We start from the raw sequence: 25,286 nt of genomic DNA, 5'->3' as shown, positions 1-25,286 counted from the left end.
CGAAGCCAATGAAATGACGTGAAGGTTTAACTGTATAATTGGTAACTATATGGTTTCAAAACTACTTGTACAAGGCTATCAATCTTTATAACATTTTTTCATGCTATTGTAGCATCTTGCCATCAATAGGCCCTTGTTAGGGTAATTTAGCGAAAAGATGTTTTAGTTCTTTAGCCTGTGCTATCTCTTTACCATCGGCAAAAATATGCAAGCCTTTACCGCGGTTATAGCGGGTTCCGGCTTTATCCCACAATATGGTAAGCGTATGCCCATGATAGGCAATATTATCCAGGCAAAACCAATCCCACTGGTTGTCAGGAATCAGGGGATATAATTCCAGTTTATTATCAGCACGCGGTTTCAGGCCAACCAAGCCGCTGATCACCAGATCACAAAAAGTAGAATGATTGTAGTAGCTGCTACGCGGATTATCGCCCTTTAACCAGAAGCCCGTTTTTTCGTCCTGATACTCGCCCAGGTAGGGCAAACCACGCCTTTGGTGCGATGCGGCATACTTGTGTAACTCGTTGTAATATACCGTTGCCGACATACCGTCCTGATGCTTGTACCGGGTAAGCAGATTTGCCAAACCCGTTAATGTTTGCGAAGTGGCAAAAGGCCATACCGCACCGTCCCACTCACAGCCATGCCCGGTACCATGCGTTCTGAACTGCGGGTGACGCCTTTCGGCGGTGGTGATGCCCCACGGGGCGTTAAAGCCCTTTTCATCTTTTAACTGATCCCACTGTTCGGCATACTTTGCTTTATCATCGGGCAGGTTAAAATACCAGGGAATAAAACCCAGCTCCTCCCGTGCGTCGCACAACTTACCATCTGGATACTGCACTTTAAAGAAGGATGCTGTATCATCCCAAAGCCTTTTTTGCACCATACTTTTCAGTTCTGTGGCTTTGGTAGCGTAGCGTTTTTGTAGCGTATCGTTACCTGTAATGCGGGCCATCTGCGTTAAAGCTACAGCATTACCATACATATAACTGTTGATAGTTGGCCGTACATTTTTGAGCTTGCGCGATCCGCTGATGGACTCTTCCATTGCATCTTTTACATCAAATTGCCAAAAAGAATGATCGGGCAACTGCCGTTCGGTTTCCCACAGGCGATAGTCGGCATCCAAAGCCGGGATAACTTTTTGAACAAAGGATTGATTAAGATTGACGAGGTAGTAATTGTAAACCGCATCATCTACCCAGCTGCTGAAACCGTGCAGGTGCGGCTTTTTCTGTTTGGCATCGGTATACAGCCAAAAGGAAATATATTGTTGTATGTATTGCGGGTTGCGCAACCACCGGCCCTCATAAACGTGGTGACCGAGTGCGCTGCTTACCGTATTATAAATACCCGCATGCTTTACCGGCGTAATAAACTCGGTAAACACAAACCCGTCGGGCGTTTGCTTCAGGTGCTTACGGAATGTCCACCAGCGATAATAATAAGTCTTTTCGATGGTAGTGTCGGGACATTCAAACACCGGCACGTTCTTCGACATCCATTCAGCAGCCAGCTCATTGGGTACCAGGTTTTTTACCGTTTCGGTATCTGCACGGTTAAAGTAAGACACGTAATTATTCAGCTTGTCAAAACTCAGCACTTGCTTTGATTGCGCCTTTGCAGTACAAACGGTTGCAACCACCATAAATCCAAAGGCAATACACTTCAATACTTTCATCAGCAAAATCTGTTTATCAATCAGCATGACTGATCATGGCCTTAATTACTTTATTTTCGGGATTGAGCCAGCTTTCGAACCGGCTGCTTACCTCGTCAAAGTTCACCCGGTGGGTAATATATGTTTTAGGATCAACCAAGCCTTGTTTCATGCTGGTAATCACATGCTCAAAATCTTCGCGGGTAGCGTTACGGCTGCTCATCAGCGTACTCTCTCGTTTATGAAACTCCGGGTGACTAAAGCTGAATGCTTCTTTTTGCAACCCGATTAACACGTACCGGCCGCCATGCGCCAGGTAATTAATGCCACCTTCTATAGCTTTTAAGTTGCCGGTTGCATCAATTACTACAGTTGCCATGTCGCCATTGGTAATTGCACTCACAGCTTCCGCAGCGTCCGTTTCGGCAGGGTTGATGGTATGGGTAACCTTAAGCTTTTCACGGCAGAAAGCCAGTCTGTCATTGCTTACATCCATTGCAATTACGTTGGCCCCGGCAATACGGGCAAATTCCATTGTACCTAAACCTATTGGCCCGGCCCCGATAACCAGCACAAATTCGCCGCTTTGAATGCCAGCGCGGCGTACGCCGTGTGCACCTATGGCCAACGGCTCAACAAGCGCCAATTCATCATACGTAAGTCCCTCGCCATGTACCAGCAAGCGGGATGGTACGGATAGATACTCTACCATACCGCCATCGGCATGCACGCCGCATACCTGTATATTTACGCAGCAGTTAGATTTACCCGAACGGCAGGCAATACAAACACCGCAATTAAAATACGGAATAAAGGTAACAGCCTCGCCCACTTCAAAACCAGGTGCATTGTCAAACTCCACTAACTCGCCCGATAGCTCATGGCCTAATATACGCGGATAACTGAAATAAGGCTGCGTACCCCTAAAAGCATGCAGGTCGGTACCGCAAACGCCGATACGCTTTATTTTAATGATGGCATGATCTTTTGCGGGTACAGGCTTTTCCATTTCCTGATAGGCAAAGCTGCCGGGTATGGTACAAACTAACGATTTCATATTTTAAGCAATAGCTATCTGGTATAAGCGCGCGGCATTATCGCCCCAGAACAAAGTTTGCTCATGTGCTGATAATTGCGCCGAGTAATTTTTTACAATATCTATCATGCGGTCATAGCCGCCTGCCACCTGGCACACCGGCCAGTCCGATCCATAAAGCACACGATTAGTTCCGAATGCTTCGAACACAACATCCAGATAAGGTTCAAAATCACGCTCGTTCCATCCATTCCAATCCGCTTCGGTAACCATGCCCGATACCTTGCAACTTACATTTGGAAACTGCGCTACGGTTTGAATATCGCGTTTCCAATCATCAATATGTTGCTGTTTAATATCTGGTTTGGCAATATGATCGATGATAAAGACCTGGTTAGGGTACTGGGCTATCAACTCGGCTGTGTATTTGAGCTGATCGGCAAAGATGAGCACATCGTAAGTAAAATCATACTTACCCAACAACCCTATACCGTGCTTAAAAGCATCAGTAAGCATCAAATCGCGCTGTGGCTCACCTTGCAGCACGTGCCGGAAACCTTTTATTTTTTCAAACTGACGGTAGTGTATCAAACGATCCTCTACATCGGCGGCCTGCAAATCCACCCACCCTACTATGCCCTTTATAAAATCATTATCCGCAGCCAAACCAAGTAAAAATTCATTGTCTTTTTCAGACTGGTCGGATTGCACAGCGATGCAACCCTGAATATCATGATGCTGCAATAAGGGCCACAAATCGGCAGGTAAGCAATCACGCCTGATAGCCGACATCTCACCTGTTATCCAGCTGTCTCTCACCGGGTCAAATTGCCAAAAATGCTGATGTGAATCAATTTTATACATTATACGTAGTTATAACTGCTATCCATTAATCCCCCGGCTTTCATATCCTGCCAAAAGGTATTGGGCACTTTGGTGTGGCCCATAGCTACATTTTGTTTGACCCGGCCAGCATTGGTAGTGCTTAATGCAATACTTACAACGCCGGGCGCACTCAAACCAAATTGCACACAGGCCTCGGCCGGTTTAATGGCATGCTTATCGCACAAAGCAAAAAACCTTTCGCGCCACTTTAGCAAAGCTTGGTCATGATCACTTTCGGGGTCTATTTCCTTGTAGTTGTAATAGTTACCACCTATTAAAAAGCCAGCATTAAACACTGCCGAATTGATAATCATAATACCCCGTTCTTGTAAAGACTGCATGTATTTCAGCAAATCTTTGGGGTGGCTGTGCAAGGTCATGCTGTTGGCTATCATCACCCAATCTAAATGTATATCGTCAGTTATTTTACGGATGATGGTCCAGTCTTTAGCCCCAACGCCAATCGCTTTTACCCTGCCTTGTTGCTTTAATTCAGCAAGTGCACGGTATGCATCCAGCACATCCTGATATCTTTTCTCACGCTCGGCTTCATTTTCAGCAGCGGCCAGGTATTCGTCGGGATCATGCACAGACACTAACTGGGCATTGTAACCATGCAATAGTTGGTTGCCCTGCTCGTAGCAAGCCAATATACCTTCATAACTTATTTTTTGCACAGCATCATATTTCAAATCGCGCCATACGCCGGGTTCAAAAGTGGGCTCGGGTGTTTTAAGTTCGGTACGATACCAACCCAATTTATTACTGATTAATACATCCTCTGGTTTGATCTGTAACTCATGTAGCGCTTTGCCTAATGATTCGAGGGCCAGGCCCGCACCATATTTACCGGCCGAATCAAAAACAGCCGGCTTCGGCGAATGCTGGATGATCTGTTTAACAATTTCGAGCTTTATACTATCGTCTAAAGCGGTATATAAATTACCCAGGCTGCTGGTACCAAAAATTATTTTTGAAATGCTGATATCACTTGTCATAAACCTTTTTTTGCTGTATGGCAAAATAATTATGCCAGCAGTGCAATGGCTACCTTAAATTAATTTACTAAAAATTACAACAGGTGGTTATAATTGGTTACCAAAGGGATAAAAAAACTACAATTTAAAATTATACTTTTTTATCATAGTTCTATAACAAGTTATCTTACAAGGTGGCCAGTTGTATGGTTACAGACGACTCCGCTGATTTAAATAATAGAACAGCCTTAGTTTAATTTATGCCTGCTTAGTTAATAAGTTTATGTATCTTGTACCAACACCAATTAATACCTTATGCACATTTTTAAAAAGTGTTATGCAGCTTTTTGCGTACTGCTGCTCGTTTCCCATCTTTCGTTGGGTCAAACTAAGCAAGCCTTAGCTATCGACTCCTGTTTGAGACAGGCTAATAAGTCAGGACTATTCAATGGCAATGCTCTGATTGTTGAACATGGCAAGATTATATACAAGGCGGCTATAGGCTATGCCGATGCTTCCAAGCAAATACCCTTGACGGTAAAACACCGATTTTTCATCGGTTCTATAGCAAAAGAGTTTGATGCAGTAGCTATTATGATGTTGCAAGAACAGAAAAAGCTGGCCATAGATGATAAAGTAGACAAATATTTCCCTGAATTACCTGCATGGGCTTCAAGAATCAGCATCAAAAACCTTTTGCAGTATGCCAGCGGCTTGCCAGATATTAAATGGAAAACCATACACAATGATGATGACAATTGGAAGGACTTACAGGCCCTGCAAAAACTTGACTTTGAGCCTGGCAGCAGCTACGCCTATAACAATAACAACACCTTTTTACGGAGGCGCATTATTGAAAAGGTAAGCGGTATACCCTTTAATCAGTTTGTAATAGAAAAGCTAGTGCGCCCGATCGGCATCAGGCATGCTGTAATGGATCCAACAGAAAGCGAGCCGTTAATGGCTAAAGCTTTTAATAATGATTTTAAGCAGGATCCTTTAATTATACCCATATCCGGATGGACGTGCCTTAACCTGGATGATTTTTATAAATGGTCGGAATGCATTAATCGCTTTTGTATTATCAACCCTGTATCCACTAAGCAAATTCTGATACCTATTGAAAGTGGTAAACAGAGTGGACTGGGAGGCGGTGAAATGAATAACAACAAAATGATTTCACATATACACGATGGCACAACCTTACATTATCAGGCAATTTTGAGTAGCCACACTGCTAAAGGCAGAACCATCATTTTACTAACCAACCAAAAGCAGAATAATTTACACGAGCTAACCGACAAAATAGAAGCTATATTAGATGCAAACGCGCAATAAGACGGTATGTAAGTATAAAAATCTCTTACGATCGCTATTTCACAACTGTCCAAGCCGGAACATAACCAACTGTATTATCAAACCGTACTTTATAATAATTGCCGTCATCTTCTATCACCCATACTTTTGACCTGGTTGGAATCACCTTAACAATCTGTGCGTTAAAATATCTATCATCGCGCATATTGATTACACCGGTCTCGTTTCCTTTTAAGTAGGTGGTATAAAGATAGTCAGCAACTTCTGACCGGGTTGCAGGCACAACTGGTTGCGGCTTTATGCTCACAGGTTCTGTTACATTAGCCGGCAAAACTTTAACAGCTTGCCTGGCCACCGTATTTGCAGGTTTGTGAAAGTTGGCGGTATTTACCACCTGGTTATGCTTTACTTTGTATCGACGCTTCTTTTTAATGTGCTTTGCGGGCAAAGTTGCAACCTGCTGATTGGCGCTTTGCTTAACTACGACAGCTTCTTTTTTTGAACCGCCGATTGCCTTAAAAACGTAAGACCCGAAAATAGCTGTAATGGCTATCAGCATGATGGTAAATAGTATATTTACTATTGTTGTACCAGAAACGCTTCGCCGCTTTCGCTGCCCTTTACTTGTACGGTATAATCCAGCGGCTCTCAGCTTTTTATCATAATGGGAACGCTTGGCAGGATCACTCAATACATCATAGGCCTCGCGTACATCCTGAAACCGGTTAATAAAATATGGATCATCAGGATTATGGTCGGGATGAAACTTTTGAGATAACTTATCATAAGCCTCCTTTAGCTGAAAAGCGGAGCAATCGGCATCCACACCCAAGATGTAGTAAAAGTCCTTCATAATCCATTACATTATAAGCGTTTGCTGGATAATTGGATTGAAGTTTGGGCACTTAGTTTAACAAGTGTAACACTAAACGAGCAATATTTTTAACGGATACTATATGGGCCCATAACCAAACATTACCTCCACAGCATAGCGTTGTTCGCTCAACCGCTGTATGCGATTAACGCTTACAAACTGACGCGGATCGGGTCCGATGTAAACGATCTCATCTTCCAATTGTAAACCATTCTCCTTGGAAGATCCGCTTTTTTGAACTTTGCTGATTAAAGCATGTATACCGGTGCCTATCTCAAGCGGACAATCAATTGCTTTCTTATCGTCCAGTTCACGCATCAGCACAGCGGCCTTGTCAAACCAGTAGGGCAAATTGGTGGTATCGGCAGAGAAACGTGAAGTTTCGAAACGGAAAGTAAGCATATAGTACTCACACCCCGATCCCTGCACGGTTAATTTATCGCCATTGCTCATCTGAACGGTTTCAATACCGCTCCTGCGGTCGGTATCTAATTTAAATACGGCATCAGGAAATAGTTTTTTACTCAACACCGGTTCGGCTACACCTTTGGGGCACTCATCTTCCTCGGCAAAATCAGCGGAGTTTGTTTCCGAAGCTGCATTTTGCTGAACAACTGTTTTTACGCTTGAATCTTTTTTAGATGTAATGGTGATGCTACTCTTCTTTTTAGCTGGTTGCTGGCAGGAGAAGAGAAGGAAAATTGCTGTAATGAAAACTAACGTTAAGGTTGCGTAGCGTTGTTTAATGTTTAACATAGTAGTTGGTAGTTTGATGGCCGAATATAAATCGAATCATTGAAAAAGCAGCATTACTGATTTCTCTCCTGTAGTTCAAAAATGTGACGATAAAGTCAAGACATAACAAAAATGTCCCATTTTTGAGAAATAGTACATATGTTTGCGTCATGGAAACTACAGCGCAAAATATAGTTAACACGGCTATTGCTGTTTTTAATGATGATTTATCAGCAAACTTAGAAACTGTTGCCTTAAGGGCGGGCGTTACACGCCGTACCTTGCATCGTTATTTCAAGGATCGGCTGGCATTGTTAGATAACTGCAAACAGGAAATGATGAGCAAATGCAAAGTAACAATTCTTGCCGCCCACGATAGCAGTACCGACCCACTTAAGCAATTAGAAAACATGCTATATGCCGCTATTGATTGCGGCAGCAAATATGCTTTTCTGAATAAGTTATACCAGCGTGAAGGTATTCAGCAAGTACCTGATAACACCAACGCGCAGGACATGGAAACAATCACCAACAAGTGGCTTGCACTTATTATGCAATTACAAAAGCAGGGGCAAATTAGTGATCAGCTTACACCGGCCTGGATTTTAGAATTACTAAGCGGCATGACAAACACTACTATAAACGCCTTCAATTCCGGGAACGTTGCTCCCAATGATATCAAAAAGTTTGCTTGGTTTTCTTTTAGCCGGAGTATAGGTATCGAACTTAAATCTTAATCAACAGCCTTAAAACTTTCATTTAAAGAGTTATGGAAAATACATTTGACGTTATAATTATTGGCGGCAGCAGCGCGGGTTTGTCAGCCGGAATGAGCCTGGGCCGGGCCATGAAAAATGTGCTGATTATTGATAGTGGCAATCCATGCAACAAGCCAACACCGCATTCGCATAATTTTTTAACTCATGATGGCTGGAAACCTGCGGAGATCATGGAAGTGGCATTAAACGAAGTATTAGCCTATCCAACCGTAAAATTCATGACAGGATGGGTGAGCCACGTTGTAGGCAGCAACAACCATTTTGAAGTTACGGTAGATGAACAATCCCAAACCTACCATGCAAAAAAACTACTGTTTGCAACCGGCATTAAAGATATCATGCCTAACATTGACGGCTTTACTAAATGCTGGGGAAAATCGGTTATTCACTGCCCGTACTGCCATGGTTACGAGTACCGCAATCAGGCAACGGGTATATTAATGAACGGCGACGTTGGTGCCGATTTTAGTGAATTTATTCGTAACTGGAGCAAGGATATCACTTTGTTCACTAACGGACCGGCTACTTTATCGGCCGAAAAACGCCAGGCTACTTTAAACCGCAAAATCCGCATTGTTGAACACCCAATTAAAGCTTTAAAGCACGAAAACGGGTATTTGAAAGCCATTGTATTTGCTGATGGTACTACGCAAAAGCTTGATGCTTTATATGCACGCCTGCGGTTTGAGCAGCATAGCCAGTTACCGGCACTATTAGGCTGTGAGCTTAACGAACAAGGCTACCTTAAGGTAGATGAGGTTAAACGAACTACCGTTGCCGGCATATATGCGGCAGGTGATAATAGTACGCCCATGCGAGCGGTTGCTGCCGCGGTTGCAGCAGGTGGTATGGCAGGTGCCATGATTAACCATGAAATAATCAATGAAGCTGATTAGCTTATATAATCCATATATATATAAAAGAAGCCGGCTCAATTGAATCGGCTTCTTTTATATAGCTACTTTCTACTTAAAAGGTTATTATAAGGTATTGCCGTTATTAACTGTTACCGTACGGCCTCCCCTGCCTGCAGTATTAAATACTTTAAAGTTCAACACACCATTCGTCTTTAAAGGTTCATGATATACGGGGCTTGTGGCTGTAGGCTCGCTGCCATCAGTTGTGTAACGGATAGTAAAGCCTGGCAACTGTACATTTGCTTTCACCATTCCACCATCAACCACAACACCAGCGGTAGGTATACGGTATTGGTAGCCCTTATTCATGTAACTCAATTTAGGCAACTCTTTTTTACCCATTACATTGCAGAACTGAGCCCAGCTGGCTTGATAAAAGGCATTACTTTGAGCGCTATCAGTTTGGCTAGCCCATTCTGGATCAGGTGCCCAAGCCCTCTCTGCCAGGCCAAGCAGTTTGGGTAACAGCATATATTCCATACGGGCCGGGCCGCGTGCTGTTTCGCTCCATAGCTGCGCCTGTATTCCTACAATATTGGTTTTGCCCTGTTCTGTCAAAGCCTCTTTTTTATTAAGTGCCGATGCAGGCATTACACTGCCTAAAACATTTTCATTAGCGTTTTTTAGATAGTTATACGGAATGAACTTGAACGGCTTATCTACATCTAAAAAGCCACCCCAGTAAAAGCCTGGCTCCAGGTAATCTTTCTGATAAGCCAAATCAAAATACAGGTTACTTACACAGGATAAAATTACCGGGAAACCGTTATTGGCTAAGCGGTAAGCCAAATCCTCTGCTCCCCAGCCTATCACGTTGTTCCATACATACAGGTGCATATTTTCGCGGGCGAAATCCGGATTAGGCACTTGTTTTTTAGTAGCGCCTTCTGCTACCTTTTTCATCCCGGCTTCTTCCCAGGCCGACACATACAGGTTACGCTCCTTGAGTATGCGATTTACATTGGTATAATAGTAAACCCACAGGTCGTCGGCATTTTTAATATTTGCATTGCTGGCGTAAAGTTTTTGTACCGATGGCGATTTTTCCCACACGCCGGCCGGCACCTCGTCGCCACCAAAGTGAATGGTTTGCAAAGGTGCGCCTGCTTCGCGGTACATCTTAACTACTTCATCGGCCACGGTGCTGATAAAGTTATAGGTTGATGGCAGAGATACATCCATTACGTTATCGTTCCAGTGTTGCACCGAACTGTAAGCCGAACGATCATTCAAATCGCGCAGCAGATATTTTTCTGCCTCAGCCTTTTGCCCGGCTTTAAGCAAGCGATTGTAACGGGCATCCATCGATTTAATAGCTGCACGGGCATGACCCGGCGTTTCAATTTCAGGTATAACCGTAACATGACGCTCGGTAGCATATTTCAATATCTCTACATAATCGGCTTTGGTATAGTAACCACTTCCATAGAGGTTACGCACACTCGGACCAGAACCGTAAGCCGGCTGCAAATGATCCGTATTGGTTTGTGTGTGCCCACGCTGCGAACCTACCTGTGTTAGTTCCGGCAGGGCAGGTATCTCCAAACGCCAGCCTTCATCATCAACCAAATGAAAATGCAGGGCATTGAGTTTGTAGTATGCCATCAGGTCGATAACCTTTAGCACCTGTTGTTTGCTATGAAAGTTGCGTGCTACATCCAGCATTAAACCGCGGTAACCAAAACGTGGCTGATCGGTAACTGACACACCGGCAACGGTTATGGCTTTCAGACTACCCGACCAGGCTTTTGCCGGCAACAGGCTTTTTAAAGATTGAATTCCATAGAACGCACCAGCCCCTGTACTTGCCTGAATAGTTATCTTATTTTGGCTTATCTCCAGCTTGTAGCCTTCTGCGGGTAAATCGGCATCCTTTTGCAAGCTGATAGTGCTTGTTTGGGTCGCAGTACCCGAAGCCGAAGCCTTGAACATAGCAGCCAGTTCTTTTTTTAGATAAGCTGTTTCTTTTGCAAAAGCGGCATCGCCTGTTACCTGTGTATGGGCAGTTAAGCTAAACGCTTGTCCGTTTTTTTGATAGCTGGCCGGTGTAGGGAAAATTGGCGGCAGCGAGCTTTCGGGCATATCCTTAATTTGCTCGTTTTGGCGATAAACCAATTCGGGTGTTGCAATAGGCACCTTATCGGTAGCCAGGCGCTGCAGTTGTTCCGGTTTGGTTGGCGGCACCAGTTTTACCTGGCTAATTACCGTTTGCACCTCGGGACGTTTATCATCTACAAAATAAAAACCGTCGGGGCTGTCGGTAAAGTTCACCGCCCAGGCACCAGCCAGAAAATCAACTTTTACCGACTCATTTGCCTTTAGCCCTTTAAAGCTTGTTAGCGGCGACAAACAAAAGAAATCGCCGTTTACATGCTCAATTTTTACCGGGCCGTTAACTGATTGCGGTACGATCTGCCTCGGAAAGTTAAAATATATTTTCCACCCGCCGGCTGGCAGGGCTTGCTGACCATTGTTGGTAAACGTAAGCATCGATTTAAACTGCTGTTTGCCCTGGTAATTATTTTGCAACCATTCCCACTGCACCTGCAAATTTTTCGCATCATAAGTATCAGCTTTTTGCTGCGCATTAGTGCTTACACAGGCTGCCATCATTATGGTAAACAGTACAATTAGTTTTTTCATGCGGATGGATATTATTTCAGTTAATTAATCAATGTCATTACGGTTTGGCTGAGTACGGGCGGTCTTGTTGTAACTTACCCCAATTCAAGTTAGGCTTACTTCCCATCTCAAACACCAGTTCTCCACCCTTTACTAAATCAGCATGGGTGATGTATGATTTGGTATAGCTTTTACCGTTTAATGTAACACGCTGAATATAGATATTTTTATCGCTGTTATTACGGGCTACCAGGCGCATATTTTTACCTCCAGGCAATTGGATTGTCGCCTCATCAAACAATGGGCTGCCAAATACATAATTGCCGTTGGCCGGATTTACCGGGTAAAAGCCCAAAGCCGACAACACATACCATGACGACATCTGGCCTACATCTTCATTACCAATAATACCATCCGTTTTGTTGGTATAAAAATTATTTAAAATGAACCGTACCTTTTCAGCAGTTTTCCAGGGCTGCCCGGCGTAAGCATAAAGGTAAGTAATGTGGTGGCTTGGCTCATTACCATGCGCGTACTGGCCAATCAAACCAGAAATATCCGGTGACTTTTCCTTACCCATATCACCTTCAGCAATAAATAAGGAATCCAGCTTTTGCGTGAAGCGCTTTTCGCCACCCAAAAGTTTAATCAAGCCCTCCACATCCTGCGGTACCAGCCAGGTGTATTGCCAGCCGTTACCCTCGGTAAAGTCACCATGCTCGTGTATGGAAATGAACGGGCTGTAAGGTGTACGCCATGCATTGGCCGACAGGCGTCCGCGCATAAACCCGGCCTTAGGATCGTAATAATTTTTATAGTTCTGCCCTCTTTTATTGAAATAAGTATAATCTGCTTGCTTGCCCATCTTTTTGGCAACCTGCGCCAGGCACCAGTCATCAACCGCATACTCCATACCCATAGATACAGATTGCGCAATGCTATCAGCCGGGATATATCCTAATTGTTTTACATAGTTTATACCTAATGTATCGCGCATGGCTGTTTTTTTCATGGCTTCGTAAGCCAGGTTCAGGTCAAAGCCTTTGTAGCTTTTTAATATTGCATCGGCTATTACCGGTACAGCGCTATAACCCACCATACAATAATTATCATTACCCATCAGGTGCCACATAGGCAAGCTGCCCTGTTGCTGATAAACGGCCAGCATGGTATTGATCATATCATTCACACGCTCCGGTTGCAGCAGGGTATACATGGGGTGTGCAGCCCGGTAAGTATCCCACAATGAGAAAGTAGTTAAATTGGTAAAATTAGCGTTGAGATGTACTTTCTTATCAGTTCCCCAATAATCGCCGTTATGATCATTAAACACCGATGGGGCGATCATGGTATGATACATTGCTGTATAAAAGATCGTCTTCTTTGTCTCGTCAGATGCTTTCAACTGCACTTTCTGCAACTCTTTGTTCCAGGCTGCATCAGCGGCAGCAGCAGTACTATCAAAGTTCCAGCCCGGTAGCTCTGCCTGTATATTGCCCATAGCATTGGCTTCGCTTACCGGCGATATACCAACTTTTACAAATACCTTTTCACCTGCAGTAGTTGCAAAGCTGATTACCCCTTTTGCTTTTCGAGCTTCTAAAGCCGTTCCGGGTTTTACGGCTGTGGTATCATACACGGCAAAGCTTTTGATGGATTTGGAAAACACCGCAGTAAAATAAATGCGCTGATCGGGTGCCCAGCCTTTTGAAAAACGGTATCCGGCTACGGTATGATCATCCACCTGGTGCAGGTATGTTTTGGCCGGTGCATCCCAGCCTAAACCTTCCTGTAAATCAATCACCACATGCGCTTGATCAGTTTTAGGGAAAGTATATTCATGCAAGCCCACGCGCTGCGTTGTGGTTAGCCGTACGCCGATATCATACCTTTTCAGTTTTACCGAATAAAAGCCCGGCCGGGCAACTTCTTCCCGGTGGCTGAATTTTGATACGTAGCCGCTCTCCATATTTTTGAGGCTACCCTTCATAGTTTTAACCGGGCCGGTGGTTGGCATCAAGGATATATCGCCCAGGTCACCGATACCGGTTCCACTCAGGTGCGTGTGTTGAAAGCCTACAATGGTAGAGTCTGAAATATGGTAGCCCGAGCACCAGTCCCATCCTTCTGATATGTTGCTTGGCCCCAGTTGTACCGCCCCAAAAGGCACATTGGCACCCATAAATACGTGGCCATGAAAGCCGGTACCAATAAATGGGTTTACATATTTGGTAAGGCTTGCCGCCGGGCGCTGCTGGCTGTAACCCGTTTTGGGCAACGACAAACCAACCACCGAAGCCGCCGTTACCGACAGCATAGCTAATTTACTTTGTATAGATTTCAAGGTCATGATAATTGATTCGATAAAAATATAAAATACAGACTTACAAAAGCTGCTTTAGCTTAAAACGTAAAACTTCAACAGATTCTTTTTGCCGGGAAATAATAATGTACATATAGCCCTTATGGATGATGGTATGCGGGTAGCCGTACTGACCACCTTTCCATAAACCCTCTTTTTTAAGCTGGTAAAGCTCATTTGCTATAACGTAATGGTGATTGAATAGCTTGCCATCATCTGTTGTACTTATAATCAACGGATTACGATCATAGTGATGTAACGTATCGGGTATACCCACATAGTAAGCTTTGCCGTTGGGTAGGTAGCCGAAATGGAACTTGCTGTCGTTATCGCTAAACAAGGTTTCAATAGGTTTTGACCAGCTTTGGGCGTTGTTGTGACTTTCGGTAAGCCAGAGCCGGCCCTTCCACCCTTTGCCGGTTACCCGTAGCAACATGTGTATCACACTATCCGGCGTTTGATAAAACGAACCTTCACATAATGGCGGAAAGCCACTTTTTTCGGCCGGCGCATAAAAGGTGGCCGGGTTATCCTGCGTGTACAGGGCAGCATCATAAAAGCTGTTCATTTTCCAGCCAGATAAGCCGGTTGGATCATCCGTGTATGGGAATGAAAAGTTACCGCTAATCAGCAAACGCCCGCTTTTTAGCCGTTGCGGGCCGTGGTTGGGCACCAGCGGCAAATGCAAATCTACCGGATTGCTCCAGTGTTCGCCATCGGTTGTAGTACGGGCCCATAGTTTTGTTTGGGTACGATGATGGGTATATTCGCCGTAGTAAGCTACCAAAGTACCTTTGTATTGGTATAAGCCAGCCGCTGTGAGTACGTTCGAAGTATCGTTAGTTTTGGACGGATTGGCCAGCACTGCCGGTGCCGACCAGTGCTTAAAATCAGTTGAAACGGCATACACCACCCGCTGCCCCGGCGAATCCTCACCCACCAACCCGTTTGACCATAGTGCAATCAGCTTACCTTTAAAACTGATAATGGATGGATGATGTGAGTAGAGCCAATTGGTTTGCGGACTAAACACCATGCTCCTTTCTATCTGCAAACGCGGCAAGCCCGCTTCCGTAGTATAATTATTGCGAATGCCTGGTTGCTGGGCAAAAGCAACTGCCGATAGTAAGCTGAATGCGAGTAGGTATTTTATCATACTAAATCATTTTTACAGCGCTTGCTAACTTCAAAGTACTCAACACCTCGGGCGATGGATTACCGAATATAGAAACCCCGGCCGCACCGTGCTGTAGTGCCTGTTTTATCCCCTCTCCAAACTCCTCCATATTTTTAAAATCAGGTAAATATAAACCGGCATACAACGGAAAGCGGCTGTTCAAAAAGTGTACGCCTTCGGTAACCGCATCGCCTATCCAACTAACCGACTCCTTATAAAATCCGTGGTATATCATGGGGCATATGCCGTCCAGATTCCAGTTTGTCCAGTCCTGCCGCACGTTACGGCGGGCAATTTCGGGCGTAGGGAACACCGCAGCCGTAATTGGCTTTTTGTACCCATGAGCCACCTTAGCCAGGTTGTTCACTATATTATTCACTGCATTATACCTAAACAACCGCCAGGATAGGCTGGCCTCCGGGTATTGTATGCTGCTTAAATCAGTTCCCCGCCAGGCTTTGAACTTACTTCGGCAGGTATCGCAGTAGCAATAATCATACTCGGGCAGTTCGCGGGTTTGCTCAATATGATAGTTATCCCACAGGTTGACTGGTAAAACAACATCACAAAATCGGATGTAATCCAGATGTATACCATCAATATAATCTTTCTTCAGTATATCATGCACCTGGCTTTCCAAGTAAGCCTGTACTTCCGGTTTCGAAGGGCATAGCCAGCGGTAATAATTTACATAAGGCGGCTTATCAGCACATGATTCGCCTTTGCGGTTGATAGCATACCATTCAGGGTGTGCTTCCAGCAACGTCTTTTCGCCACGGTTCATGGTCCACATCCAGCGGTGTGCTTCCAGTCCCTGTGCTTTGGCCGCACGGAAATGTTTTTCGCTGTCGTTTTCAAAGAAGATTCCGCGTACACCGGCCTGATAATACTGTTTGTATCGCTCAGCTAACAGTTCGTCGGTATCTCGCAAGTCGGGGTTGGTCCATACCCAATGCTTGTAGCTCTTCTTTTTTAGCAATGTTATATCTTTACTTTCCCCGCTGAAAGGAACAGCGGTTGCTGCTAAACCCAGCAAGCTGGTTGCAACAAATTTACGTCTGCTGGTCATGGCGTTTTGCTTTTAGTTACAATTAAACCTTCATCGTTGATAGTGATGGCAGGATGCCCTTCGGCCTTAATATCGGCCATAAACTGGCGGCTTGTACTCTCAAGCGTCAGCTTATTTTTAATACTATCAATTAAGGGCGATGAATTGATACCCAATTCTGTTAAAGTTGCGGCGTAACGGTTATGTTTTTGCTGGTACTGCTTTTGGCGGTAATACACCAGCCACAGCCATCGCTTTTGCTGTTCGGCGTAGGGTAATTTAAAAACGGCATCTTGCTTACGGGTAAACTGCAGATACCCCCAGCGCTCAGGATAATGCATATTAATAACACCCTGCGGCGACCATACCCAGTTCTCCTCCGGCAAATCACGCCCATCGGTAGCCTTTAGTTTAATATTTTTGCTGCCTGACGCTTTGGTATGCCACTCTACTCTCGAAAAGTTAATTCTCCAGAGGGAACCTTCCTGGGGCTTTATGAACGGGAAACCGATACGCAACGCTTTTAATGGGATGGCTATCTCGGCAGTCCAGCCTTCATCTGTATCGGCAGGGTTATTGATTGTACCCTGCACTTGTACTGCCGTTTTTAAACCGGCTACATCCCAGCCTATCAAAGCATCGGAACCATTGCGGTAAGGCTTGGACAAGAAAAGGTCGAATATCTTGTTGATGGCATTAATCTCCAACTCATAATACTGATGCGTGTTATTATCCGGATCGATAAATACCTCAAAATCGTTATCCTTGAAAATAATATCATCATGGTTGGTCTGCGTAGCCCATACCTGCGGCTCGTGCATTTTGGCAGCTATAAAAAGCGTACTGTCATTCCATAACATTTTAACCTGTGTGCGATAGGTTGGTAGTGGCTTCAACGCGCCTTCAATATCCACAAAATCGGTAGTCCACGCTGCTTTCTGCCAGGCATTGTCATCTAAGGCACCGTCTATTTTTAATTCTTCGGTGGTATGCTGTACCACGTAACTCTTTGGAAGCATAAATAAATGTTCAAGTCCTTTAAAATCCCGCTGGGCAAAACCAGGGTTGCCTAAGAGCAGAAGAGCATATAAAAGTTTCTTTTTAGGTATGGTAAATCGTTTGAGCATAATGTTGTGAGAGGCACTCTATGCCTCTGATAAATAGTTTAATTTACAATAACGCCTATTTCGGCTGCGGTTGCACCGTTGCCAGCCACCACATGCAGGGCTTTAAAACGAATGTAACGGGCAGTAACCGGTTGTTTGAAAGTTACAACTTGCTCAACCGGATTGGCTTTAATGTTTGAAAATTCGCCTTGTACCGCCAGCTCCCACTTTTCGCCATCCATGCTGGTTTGAATAAGATATTGATCTACCAGCCCCCCGGTTCTTTTATCCTGCCGGGGCAGGTAGGTAAAGGCTTTTATGATTTGCCTGCTACCCATATCCACAGTAAGCTCGGCCGGTGTAAAGGCTTGTGCGGTATCTGGCTGCAACGTGCTCCAGATGGTGTTTGGGTTATCGTCAATGGCGTAAGCCGGTTTATTTCTTTCGCTTAAGCCTTGTAGTGTTGTTGCCTTCCAGGTTGCTTTGCTTAGGCCTAATTGTACGGCGGCCACTTCTCCCTGCTTGTTACCGTCTGCAGCTATAGCTTTAACTAATCCGCCTTTGGGAAGAATGAACGGTTTATTATAAACGGCCGAGCTTTTGGTTGGCGTACTGCCATCGAGCGTGTAATGAATTGCAGAAACAGGTGCTGTAGTCTGAATGCTTACCTCGCCTTGCAGGCTGCGACCGACGATGGGTTTCTCGAGATGTACCGGCTCTTTATATAACCCGAAATCACTCAATGCAATGCAAACCGGCGACTGGCTGATGTTCAATCGCACTTTGGTAGTTGTAATATTTCGCGGCAGGCGGATTAACCGATTGGCGCCGATGCTGGTGGCCGATGCAATTTGTTCCCACTTACCATTAAACCAGGCATCAACAGTAAATGCCTCTATACGCTGACCAAGCTTAATATTTTCGCGCAGGCGAATTACATTGAATGTTTTTTGACCGGCCAGATTCAGCACCAACTGAGGCGTTGTTTTGCCATCGTCAGTTGCCCAGTAGGAGTACCTGTCGTTATCAACCAAAAGTTGCGGGCTATATTTCACAGAACTTTTGCCACGTACATTGCTGGCTGTTAACTTTGCCCCTTTGGCTAAGTTAACGGCAAAGGTTTGTTTTAGTAGTTGTCCAAATTCTTTTAACGAAGTCACATCCTCATTGTTGAGCAGCCCCTGCGGATTGGGTGATAAGCCTAAATCCAGATTAGCACCACGGCCAACGCTTTTGTAATACAAATCGAGCAGCTCATAAGGTGTTTTCACCTGGCTGTTCTGACTGGCATGGTAAAACCATCCCGGCCGCAGGGATACGTCGCACTCGGCGGGCATCCAGTGCTGACCGTTACGGGTACCTTCAACACCCAATTCGTATTTTGTGTAACCATTAGCGGGTTGCCGGCCTGCATCAGGTGCCTGCGGATCATAAGTTGCCCAGCTGGTTTCACCGGCGTGGCCTTCTTCGTTGCCTACCCAACGCACATCGGGACCAACGTCGCCAAACAAAACTGCCGAGGGTTGCAGGGCGCGGGTAATAGTCCAGGTGGTATCCCACCCGTAATAAGTGGTACGGTCTATTTTACGTACTTCACGACTGCCGCCGTAGTAGCCATCGCCCCCATTGGCACCATCATGCCAGGATATGAACAGCTTACCGTAGTTGCCGTATAACTCTTTTAATTGCTTGCGGTAAATATCCACATAAGCAGGTGTGCCATAGTAAGCACTGTTACGATCCCACGGCGAACAGTAAAGCCCCAGCTGCATACCCAATTTCTGGCAGGCCAGCTGGTACTCTTTCACCATATCGCCTTTGCCATTTTTCCAGTTGCTTTTGCTGATGTTGTGCGCTGTGGTTTGGGTAGGCCACAGGCAAAGCCCATCGTGATGTTTTGCCACCACTATTATGCCTTTAAAACCACCGGCCTTTGCAGCACCCACAATCTGGGCGGCATTGAAGTTTAACGGATCAACCAGCTTGGGGTCTTCGTCGCCAAAGCCCCACTCCTTGTTGGTATACGTATCTACCCCGAAATGGATGATACAGTACATCTCCATTTCGTGCCAGTTGAGTTGCGCTTTGGTTGGCAGGGCGCCATAAGGGGCAGGCGCATTTTGCGCATAGCCGCATATACCTTTGGCTGCTAATGCTGCCAATACAATCCACTTCCTCATCTTAATCATGCTTTAGCCAACTTGCTGGTACGGCAACCGGCTGCGATCCGTTTTTACTGTATTTAAGCTTTAAGGTATAACCACCGCCACCTTCCACAAAGTTCAGCTCAATAGGCTGCAAACCTTTTTTCAAAGCGACTTGTCCGCTTTTTTCAATCGGGCCGTGCCAGCCATCATTGTCTACCGTATTACGACCGGCTACTTTTAAAATACCGCCATCATCGCAGGTGAGGTAAAAACTGTATATACCATCTTCGGGCACATCAAAATAGCCTTGGTAACGCAAGCCAAAGCTCGCTGCGGTAGCTTCTTTGGGTACAACCAGGCTATCAACTGCAACGGTTGCCTGCGGTTTGGCATCAGCCAGCAAGGTTGATTTTTTGTAGGAACCGGGATAGTAGCTGCACAGCAACCCGTTTTTAACACCGGTTTTAATAACCGGCTCGGCTAGCGTTTGCCGGGTGTAATTCAGGTTATACAAATCGCCCGCTGTACCATTGGCTTTGAAGGCAGCCAGCCTGATGTAGGCCGATTGACTGATGCTTAATGGCGCGGTAAGTTCCGGTGAGTTTTTAGTGGGCACGGTGCCATCCATAGTATAGCGAATGGTGGTGTTGGGCAACGGCTTTTTCACATCCAGCACAGCCTTGTTGGTAAATACGCTTTGTTCTACCAATCCATCCAGGTCGGGCAAACGGTAGTTCACATGCAGGTTATCTAACCGCTGGTATTGCGCCAGCAAACGTTGCTGATAAGAAGTATAATTATGATCGCGTGTCCACAGGTTTTCGGCCAGTGCCGTCATGCGGGGCATGTACATGTAATCAGCCCGGTTTTCGGTGGATACATATTCGGTCCACAAGTTTGCCTGCGCACCTATAATGCCTTTAGCCTCGGTATCGGTAAGCCCTTTCGGGATAGGATTAAAATGATAAACGTTGTCTATCGAGTTACGGTCGGGCGCTGTATCAAAATATAACGGGCTACCCGGCGACATGATCACTTGATTACCATTCTTGGCAGCCTCAACCGGTGCTTTGGGTACCCAGGTGCGCCAGTACATTACCAACGCCGTCGGACTGATACCCCCTTCCAGCACCTCATCCCACCCAATCAGTTTACGACCTTTGGAATTGAAATATTTTTCCATCCGGTTGATGAAGTAGCTTTGCAGGGCAGCCAGGTCTTTGATGCCTTCGCGCTGCATAAAAGCCTTACAGGCTTCTGATTTACCCCAGTCAGTACGGTCAACCTCATCACCGCCAATGTGTATGTACTTGGACGGAAAGATGTCCATAATCTCGTCAAAGATATTCTGGGCAAACTCGAAGGTAGTTTCGTTACATGGGCAAATAGGCTTAGTAAATAACTCGCCCCATTTATTTTCGCCGTTGCAAGTCAAATACGGATACGAATTTATAGCGGCCATCATGTGACCGGGCATATCAATTTCGGGGATGATGTCTATATGGCGGGCCGTTGCATACGCAACTACATCTTTCATCTGCGCCTGGGTATAAAAACCGCCGTATAGCGTTTTACCATTCTTGTGAATGATATGCTGCGGATCTATAACAAAGTCGGGATTATCGACTGCTTTTTTCATGCAAACTGAATCCTGATTATTGAAAGTACGCCACGCCCCTTCTTCAGTCAGTTTTGGGTACTTTTTAATTTCAATGCGCCAGCCCTGGTCATCAGTTAAATGCAGGTGAAACTTGTTGAATTTATAAAGTGCCAGCAAATCGATAAATTTCTTTAAGTAGGCAATGGAAAAGAAGTGGCGCGACACATCCAGGTGCATACCCCGCCATGCATAGTTAGGCGCATCTTCAATCGTCATTACCTGTAAGGAAAGCTGGCCGGGCACCTGTTGTTGTTTATTTTCGACACCTGCCGGCAATAACTGGCGGATGGTTTCAACTGCATGTATCATGCCTGCGCCATCCTTAGCGGCAATGGTTACCTGCTGCGGCGTTATTTGCAGGCGGTAACCTTCAGGGGCTGTAACAGTGGCATCTTCAACAAATTGAATGCTATTTTTGCCTATTGCCTTGCTCCCGCTTTTTACTATGAGCTTGTTGTGCAGCAATTCATTTAATAAACCTGCCTCCTGTTTATATTTGTTACTTGCAGGTGTTATAATAGCTGTTTGTGAATTAATTACGAACAGCCCTTGCCCTGCCGTAAGCTTTTGCGGATACGGTACTAGCGGAAACCGCGAGGACAAATCCTGACCAAAAGCTATACCTGAACCGGTGAGCACAAACAACGAGCCCAACAGTGCTATTTTACGGCTTAATTTCTTTTTCATCTAATGTGATGCAGTTAATTGGTTGAAGAATTCTGATCTAATATGGGAAGATCAATAGTGGAAAGATTTTGATGATCAGCTTTTAATTCATCAAAAACCACCACTTCATTTCTACCTTTTTTTAGCCAGCCTGCCGGTACGTAAAGTGTTTGCTGCGGCCCTATCTGCCAGTACTTACCCAGGTTATGACCATTTAAAAATACAAAGCCCTTGCCGAAAGCATGCATATCCAAATACGTATCAGCCACCTGTGTTAAAGTAAATGTCCCTTTAAAAAGACCGGGATGATTTGCCGAGGTATTAGCGTTACGTTTGAATGTAAAACCGCTTAAACTATTGAAAGGTAAACGATACATTTTCCAGCTCAACACCTCTGCATTATTAAGCATAACGGATTGGGTAATACCATGTCGGTTATCAGCCAGGAAAGGGCCATAATTGATACGCCCGTTGTTTTCAACCCAAATATCCAATGTTGCATTGGAGGAGATGTTGGTAAGGGCAACCGAATCCTGCTTTAAACGGCGGTCGAGCGTGGCAACTTGTTTGCCGTTAACATACACCAAAGCATAATCTCGAAGTTCTTTTAGCTTCAGCACCCCGCCGTTTTTGATTTGCGCTCGGTACAGCACAAAACCATAAGCCTGATCCAGGTCCTCAAAGCACAAAGGCTTTACAGATTCAGTTGGTTTAGGTAAATTGTTAAATACATCGGCGTAAGCATCCAGTTTTATATTGCTGATTGCCATGGTTGGCTTTTTAGCCGGTACTTGGGGCAGTACCTGCCCGGCAGGTAAATGCTTGGCAATAATCTCCCTAAACTTGTAATATTTTTCAGTTGCGTTACCCGCTTCATCCAACGGTGCATCATAATCATAGCTGGACACCTGCGGCGAATAAGGATCTCTTTTGTTCATGTTGGCACCATTCATAAAACCGCGTGTGGTACCACCATGAAACATATACATGTTAATAGAGATACCTGCAGCCAGAATGTTATCCAACGTTTTAGCAGCCTGCGCTGCTGGCACGTTGGCATGTTTTTTACCCCAGTCATCAAACCAGCCGGGGTACCATTCGGCCACATAATACGGCCCTTTACCGTTATGGTATTTATTAATTAATTCTTTCAACTTAACCGGGTCTTCCAAACCGTTTACAGCCGGCAGGTAACCGGGCAGGTAACCTTTAGGCATCTGGTCAGCACCATCGCAGGTAAACAGCACACCATCAAAACCGGCATTACGGAATATTTTACGGTTAATGTCGAGATAGTTTTTATCATCACTGTAAGAGCCGTATTCATTCTCGATCTGAATCATGAGAATGTTGCCGCCGTGTGTTACCTGCAACGGCACCAACTGCTTAGCCAGTTGGTTGATGTAGTTGGTATAGGCCTGTAAAAAACGCGGATCGGTGCTGCGAACCTTTAAGGTACTATCCTTAAGCAGCCACCAAGGATAACCGCCAAACTCCCACTCGGCACAAACATAAGGGCTTGGGCGCATTACCACCCATAGTCCCTCCTCCTGCGCAATTTTCACAAATGCAGCAATATCGTTATTACCGCTAAAATCGTATTTACCTTTTACCGCCTCATGGGCGTTCCAGAACACGTAAGTACCAATGGTATTCAGGCCCATCGCTTTAGCCATCTTCATGCGGTCGCGCCAGTACTCACGGGGTACGCGGGTACAGTGCATTTCGCCCGAAATCATTTGCAGTGGCTTGCCGTCCAATACAAAAGTAGAATCGCCCAGGCCAAACGTGTGTTTAGTTTGAGCAAACGACGGCATGGCGGCACTAAGCAATACCGCACCTCCAAGCGCCGAAAGAAGTCTATTGATAATTTTCACCTAAAAAGATTAACTGTTTAATAGTTTGGGACTTTGCTGGAAGGTTTTCCACAGGAACTCGCCAAAAATCGTATTTAGCCAGGCAAACCATGCCCGGGTAAAATCAGCCGGATTATTTTTGTTGAATGATTCGTGCATGAAACCGGTACCGGCATGTGTTGCCAGCAGCATTTGTATACAATGCTTTATTTCCTGTTCATCGGTACTGGTAAGCCCGCGCGCTATAATGCTCAGGGGCCAAATCATATCAGGCTTGCCTACGTGCGGGCCACCTATGCCTTCGGCCAGGTTACTTTTATAGAAGTACGGATTATATTCGGACAACACGAACCTACGCGTGTTTTGGTATACAGGATCGGTTAATGGCACGGCATCCAGGTAAGGCAGCGCCAGTAGGCTTGGAATGTTGGCATCGTCCATAAAATTAGCATTACCCATGCCATCTACCTCAAATGCATAAATTTTACCGGCATAAGGGTGGTTTACCACACCATGCTTTTGAATGGCCTGTTCAACTTCGGTAGCTAAACTTTGCAGCTCGGTAGCCAGTTGAGGTTCTTTAAGAGCCTGCATCATTTCGGCCGCCTGCTTTAAACTTACTACTGCAAAAAAGTTTGATGGTATTAGATAGGGATAAATAGTAGCATCATCACTCGGGCGGAACATGGAACAGATCATCCCGGTTGATTTTACCGGAAAGCCGTAACCATTCATGGGCAAGGTATCAGTTGGCTTGGCGGTTTCGCGCTGAAAGTGATAACTGCCATTACCGTTTTTACGTTGCTGTTCTTTAAAAGTATTCAGGATCGTTCTGACCGCATTTTTCCACTGCGCATCAAACGGCTTTGTATCGCCGGAATTTTTCCAGTAATGGTATGATAGGCGTATGGGGTAACACAACGAATCGATCTCCCATTTACGTTCGTGAATACCGGGTTTCATGTCTGTAAGATCGGTTTTCCACTCGCTTACCTGGCTGGCATCTTTATAAAATGCATTGGCGTATGGATCCAATAATACGCATTGCATCTGCCGGTTAATTAAACCGGCTACCATTTGCTGCAGCTTTTTGTCTTTTTTGATGAATGCAAGGTACGGCCAAACCTGAGCCGAACTATCACGCAACCACATGGCATCAATATCGCCTGTGATTACATAGGTATCCGGCTTGCCATTATTTATTGCGTAAAAAACTGTGGTATCTAAAGTATTCGGGAAACAGTTTTCGAACATCCAGGTAAGCTCCTTGTTGCTTACTTTGGCCTTAAATTGTTTAATCGCATCCTCAATGGCCTGGCTGGTAAAGTTGCGCTTGCCCAAGGCCGGGCGATGGCTTACACGTTCATCGGCCAGGGCGGCAAATACACTTTTATTAACAAATAAACCGGCGGTTAGTAAACCGGCTTGTTGTAAAAAAACACTTCTCTTCATGGGG

The 25,286-nt window shown here is 45.2% G+C and carries 18 protein-coding genes; 3 read left to right on the top strand and 15 right to left on the bottom strand.

Going from position 1 to position 25,286, the window contains the following annotated elements; genetic code table 11:
• Positions 1-136 precede the first annotated feature (136 nt).
• The 4 genes from KHS38_RS10755 to KHS38_RS10740 are packed head-to-tail and all read right to left on the bottom strand — an operon-like array spanning position 137 to position 4,585.
• Complete coding sequence (locus KHS38_RS10755) at positions 137-1,714, bottom strand: MGH1-like glycoside hydrolase domain-containing protein (protein ID WP_249665360.1); 1,578 nt, start codon at positions 1,712-1,714, stop codon at positions 137-139.
• Positions 1,704-2,723: a zinc-binding alcohol dehydrogenase family protein gene (locus KHS38_RS10750; protein ID WP_213488560.1), complete on the bottom strand. Its 1,020-nt coding sequence runs from the start codon at positions 2,721-2,723 to the stop codon at positions 1,704-1,706. Before KHS38_RS10750 ends, KHS38_RS10755 begins: the two co-directional genes overlap by 11 nt.
• A gap of 3 nt (positions 2,724-2,726) precedes the next feature.
• Positions 2,727-3,566 (bottom strand): amidohydrolase family protein, encoded by an 840-nt coding sequence (locus KHS38_RS10745; protein WP_213488559.1) that lies wholly within the window; start codon positions 3,564-3,566, stop codon positions 2,727-2,729.
• Positions 3,566-4,585 (bottom strand): aldo/keto reductase, encoded by a 1,020-nt coding sequence (locus tag KHS38_RS10740; RefSeq protein WP_213488558.1) that lies wholly within the window; start codon positions 4,583-4,585, stop codon positions 3,566-3,568. Before KHS38_RS10740 ends, KHS38_RS10745 begins: the two co-directional genes overlap by 1 nt.
• Before the next feature lie 294 nt (positions 4,586-4,879).
• Between KHS38_RS10740 and KHS38_RS10735 the strand changes: the two genes are divergently transcribed.
• A complete protein-coding gene (locus tag KHS38_RS10735) occupies positions 4,880-5,902 on the top strand; it encodes a serine hydrolase domain-containing protein (protein ID WP_213488557.1) in 1,023 nt (340 codons plus the stop codon).
• A 34-nt stretch (positions 5,903-5,936) separates the two neighbouring features.
• Here the strand turns inward: KHS38_RS10735 and KHS38_RS10730 are convergent, their stop codons facing one another.
• Together KHS38_RS10730 and KHS38_RS10725 are read right to left on the bottom strand one after the other, a co-directional pair.
• The gene (locus tag KHS38_RS10730) at positions 5,937-6,734 is read right to left on the bottom strand and encodes a DnaJ domain-containing protein (protein ID WP_213488556.1); all 798 of its coding nucleotides are present in this window, start codon (positions 6,732-6,734) and stop codon (positions 5,937-5,939) included.
• A 99-nt stretch (positions 6,735-6,833) separates the two neighbouring features.
• Complete coding sequence (locus KHS38_RS10725) at positions 6,834-7,511, bottom strand: hypothetical protein (RefSeq protein ID WP_213488555.1); 678 nt, start codon at positions 7,509-7,511, stop codon at positions 6,834-6,836.
• An 83-nt stretch (positions 7,512-7,594) separates the two neighbouring features.
• On the opposite strand from KHS38_RS10725, the gene KHS38_RS10720 reads away from it, so the two are divergent.
• The gene (locus KHS38_RS10720; RefSeq protein ID WP_213488554.1) at positions 7,595-8,227 is read left to right on the top strand and encodes a TetR/AcrR family transcriptional regulator; all 633 of its coding nucleotides are present in this window, start codon (positions 7,595-7,597) and stop codon (positions 8,225-8,227) included.
• A 32-nt stretch (positions 8,228-8,259) separates the two neighbouring features.
• Positions 8,260-9,165, top strand: coding sequence for an NAD(P)/FAD-dependent oxidoreductase (locus KHS38_RS10715; RefSeq protein ID WP_213488553.1), 906 nt, complete (start codon positions 8,260-8,262; stop codon positions 9,163-9,165).
• A gap of 84 nt (positions 9,166-9,249) precedes the next feature.
• On the opposite strand, the gene KHS38_RS10710 is transcribed toward KHS38_RS10715, so the two are convergent.
• From KHS38_RS10710 to KHS38_RS10670, 9 genes are read right to left on the bottom strand one after another with little or no spacing between them, the layout of a single operon-like run.
• Positions 9,250-11,829 carry a family 20 glycosylhydrolase gene (locus KHS38_RS10710; protein ID WP_249665359.1) on the bottom strand — a complete coding sequence of 860 codons (2,580 nt, stop codon included), beginning with the start codon at positions 11,827-11,829 and terminating at the stop codon, positions 9,250-9,252.
• A 37-nt stretch (positions 11,830-11,866) separates the two neighbouring features.
• Complete coding sequence (locus KHS38_RS10705) at positions 11,867-14,158, bottom strand: GH92 family glycosyl hydrolase (protein ID WP_249665358.1); 2,292 nt, start codon at positions 14,156-14,158, stop codon at positions 11,867-11,869.
• 34 nt (positions 14,159-14,192) lie between these two features.
• Positions 14,193-15,326, bottom strand: a complete 1,134-nt coding sequence (locus KHS38_RS10700) for an exo-alpha-sialidase (RefSeq protein WP_213488552.1) — start codon at positions 15,324-15,326, stop codon at positions 14,193-14,195.
• 1 nt (position 15,327) lies between these two features.
• Entirely contained in the window at positions 15,328-16,416 is a 1,089-nt protein-coding gene (locus tag KHS38_RS10695) for a family 10 glycosylhydrolase (RefSeq protein WP_213488551.1), read from the bottom strand.
• Entirely contained in the window at positions 16,413-17,522 is a 1,110-nt protein-coding gene (locus KHS38_RS10690) for a carbohydrate-binding family 9-like protein (protein WP_213488550.1), read from the bottom strand. Before KHS38_RS10690 ends, KHS38_RS10695 begins: the two co-directional genes overlap by 4 nt.
• Before the next feature lie 38 nt (positions 17,523-17,560).
• A complete protein-coding gene (locus KHS38_RS10685) occupies positions 17,561-19,690 on the bottom strand; it encodes a discoidin domain-containing protein (protein ID WP_249665357.1) in 2,130 nt (709 codons plus the stop codon).
• On the bottom strand, positions 19,683-21,995 hold the full coding sequence (locus tag KHS38_RS10680) for a family 20 glycosylhydrolase (RefSeq protein ID WP_213488549.1): 2,313 nt from the start codon (positions 21,993-21,995) through the stop codon (positions 19,683-19,685). The genes KHS38_RS10685 and KHS38_RS10680 overlap by 8 nt, the downstream gene beginning before the upstream one ends.
• 14 nt (positions 21,996-22,009) lie before the next feature.
• Positions 22,010-23,851: a glycoside hydrolase family 35 protein gene (locus KHS38_RS10675; protein WP_349627924.1), complete on the bottom strand. Its 1,842-nt coding sequence runs from the start codon at positions 23,849-23,851 to the stop codon at positions 22,010-22,012.
• 9 nt (positions 23,852-23,860) lie between these two features.
• Positions 23,861-25,282: a glycoside hydrolase family 125 protein gene (locus tag KHS38_RS10670; protein ID WP_213488548.1), complete on the bottom strand. Its 1,422-nt coding sequence runs from the start codon at positions 25,280-25,282 to the stop codon at positions 23,861-23,863.
• Positions 25,283-25,286: the final 4 nt, after the last annotated feature.

This window comes from Mucilaginibacter sp. Bleaf8, from assembly GCF_018390515.1.
Lineage (GTDB): Bacteria > Bacteroidota > Bacteroidia > Sphingobacteriales > Sphingobacteriaceae > Mucilaginibacter.
This window is presented reverse-complemented; position numbering and strand designations above follow the sequence as displayed.

What these genes read in the sequence shown, in the direction of transcription:
- KHS38_RS10755 (WP_249665360.1), bottom strand. Translation starts at nt 1,714, where the DNA reads ATGCTGATTGATAAACAGATTTTGCTGATGAAAGTATTGAAGTGTATT.
- KHS38_RS10750 (WP_213488560.1), bottom strand. Translation starts at nt 2,723, where the DNA reads ATGAAATCGTTAGTTTGTACCATACCCGGCAGCTTTGCCTATCAGGAA.
- KHS38_RS10745 (WP_213488559.1), bottom strand. Translation starts at nt 3,566, where the DNA reads ATGTATAAAATTGATTCACATCAGCATTTTTGGCAATTTGACCCGGTG.
- KHS38_RS10740 (WP_213488558.1), bottom strand. Translation starts at nt 4,585, where the DNA reads ATGACAAGTGATATCAGCATTTCAAAAATAATTTTTGGTACCAGCAGC.
- KHS38_RS10735 (WP_213488557.1), top strand. Translation starts at nt 4,880, where the DNA reads ATGCACATTTTTAAAAAGTGTTATGCAGCTTTTTGCGTACTGCTGCTC.
- KHS38_RS10730 (WP_213488556.1), bottom strand. Translation starts at nt 6,734, where the DNA reads ATGAAGGACTTTTACTACATCTTGGGTGTGGATGCCGATTGCTCCGCT.
- KHS38_RS10725 (WP_213488555.1), bottom strand. Translation starts at nt 7,511, where the DNA reads ATGTTAAACATTAAACAACGCTACGCAACCTTAACGTTAGTTTTCATT.
- KHS38_RS10715 (WP_213488553.1), top strand. Translation starts at nt 8,260, where the DNA reads ATGGAAAATACATTTGACGTTATAATTATTGGCGGCAGCAGCGCGGGT.
- KHS38_RS10710 (WP_249665359.1), bottom strand. Translation starts at nt 11,829, where the DNA reads ATGAAAAAACTAATTGTACTGTTTACCATAATGATGGCAGCCTGTGTA.
- KHS38_RS10705 (WP_249665358.1), bottom strand. Translation starts at nt 14,158, where the DNA reads ATGACCTTGAAATCTATACAAAGTAAATTAGCTATGCTGTCGGTAACG.
- KHS38_RS10700 (WP_213488552.1), bottom strand. Translation starts at nt 15,326, where the DNA reads ATGATAAAATACCTACTCGCATTCAGCTTACTATCGGCAGTTGCTTTT.
- KHS38_RS10695 (WP_213488551.1), bottom strand. Translation starts at nt 16,416, where the DNA reads ATGACCAGCAGACGTAAATTTGTTGCAACCAGCTTGCTGGGTTTAGCA.
- KHS38_RS10690 (WP_213488550.1), bottom strand. Translation starts at nt 17,522, where the DNA reads ATGCTCAAACGATTTACCATACCTAAAAAGAAACTTTTATATGCTCTT.
- KHS38_RS10685 (WP_249665357.1), bottom strand. Translation starts at nt 19,690, where the DNA reads ATGATTAAGATGAGGAAGTGGATTGTATTGGCAGCATTAGCAGCCAAA.
- KHS38_RS10680 (WP_213488549.1), bottom strand. Translation starts at nt 21,995, where the DNA reads ATGAAAAAGAAATTAAGCCGTAAAATAGCACTGTTGGGCTCGTTGTTT.
- KHS38_RS10670 (WP_213488548.1), bottom strand. Translation starts at nt 25,282, where the DNA reads ATGAAGAGAAGTGTTTTTTTACAACAAGCCGGTTTACTAACCGCCGGT.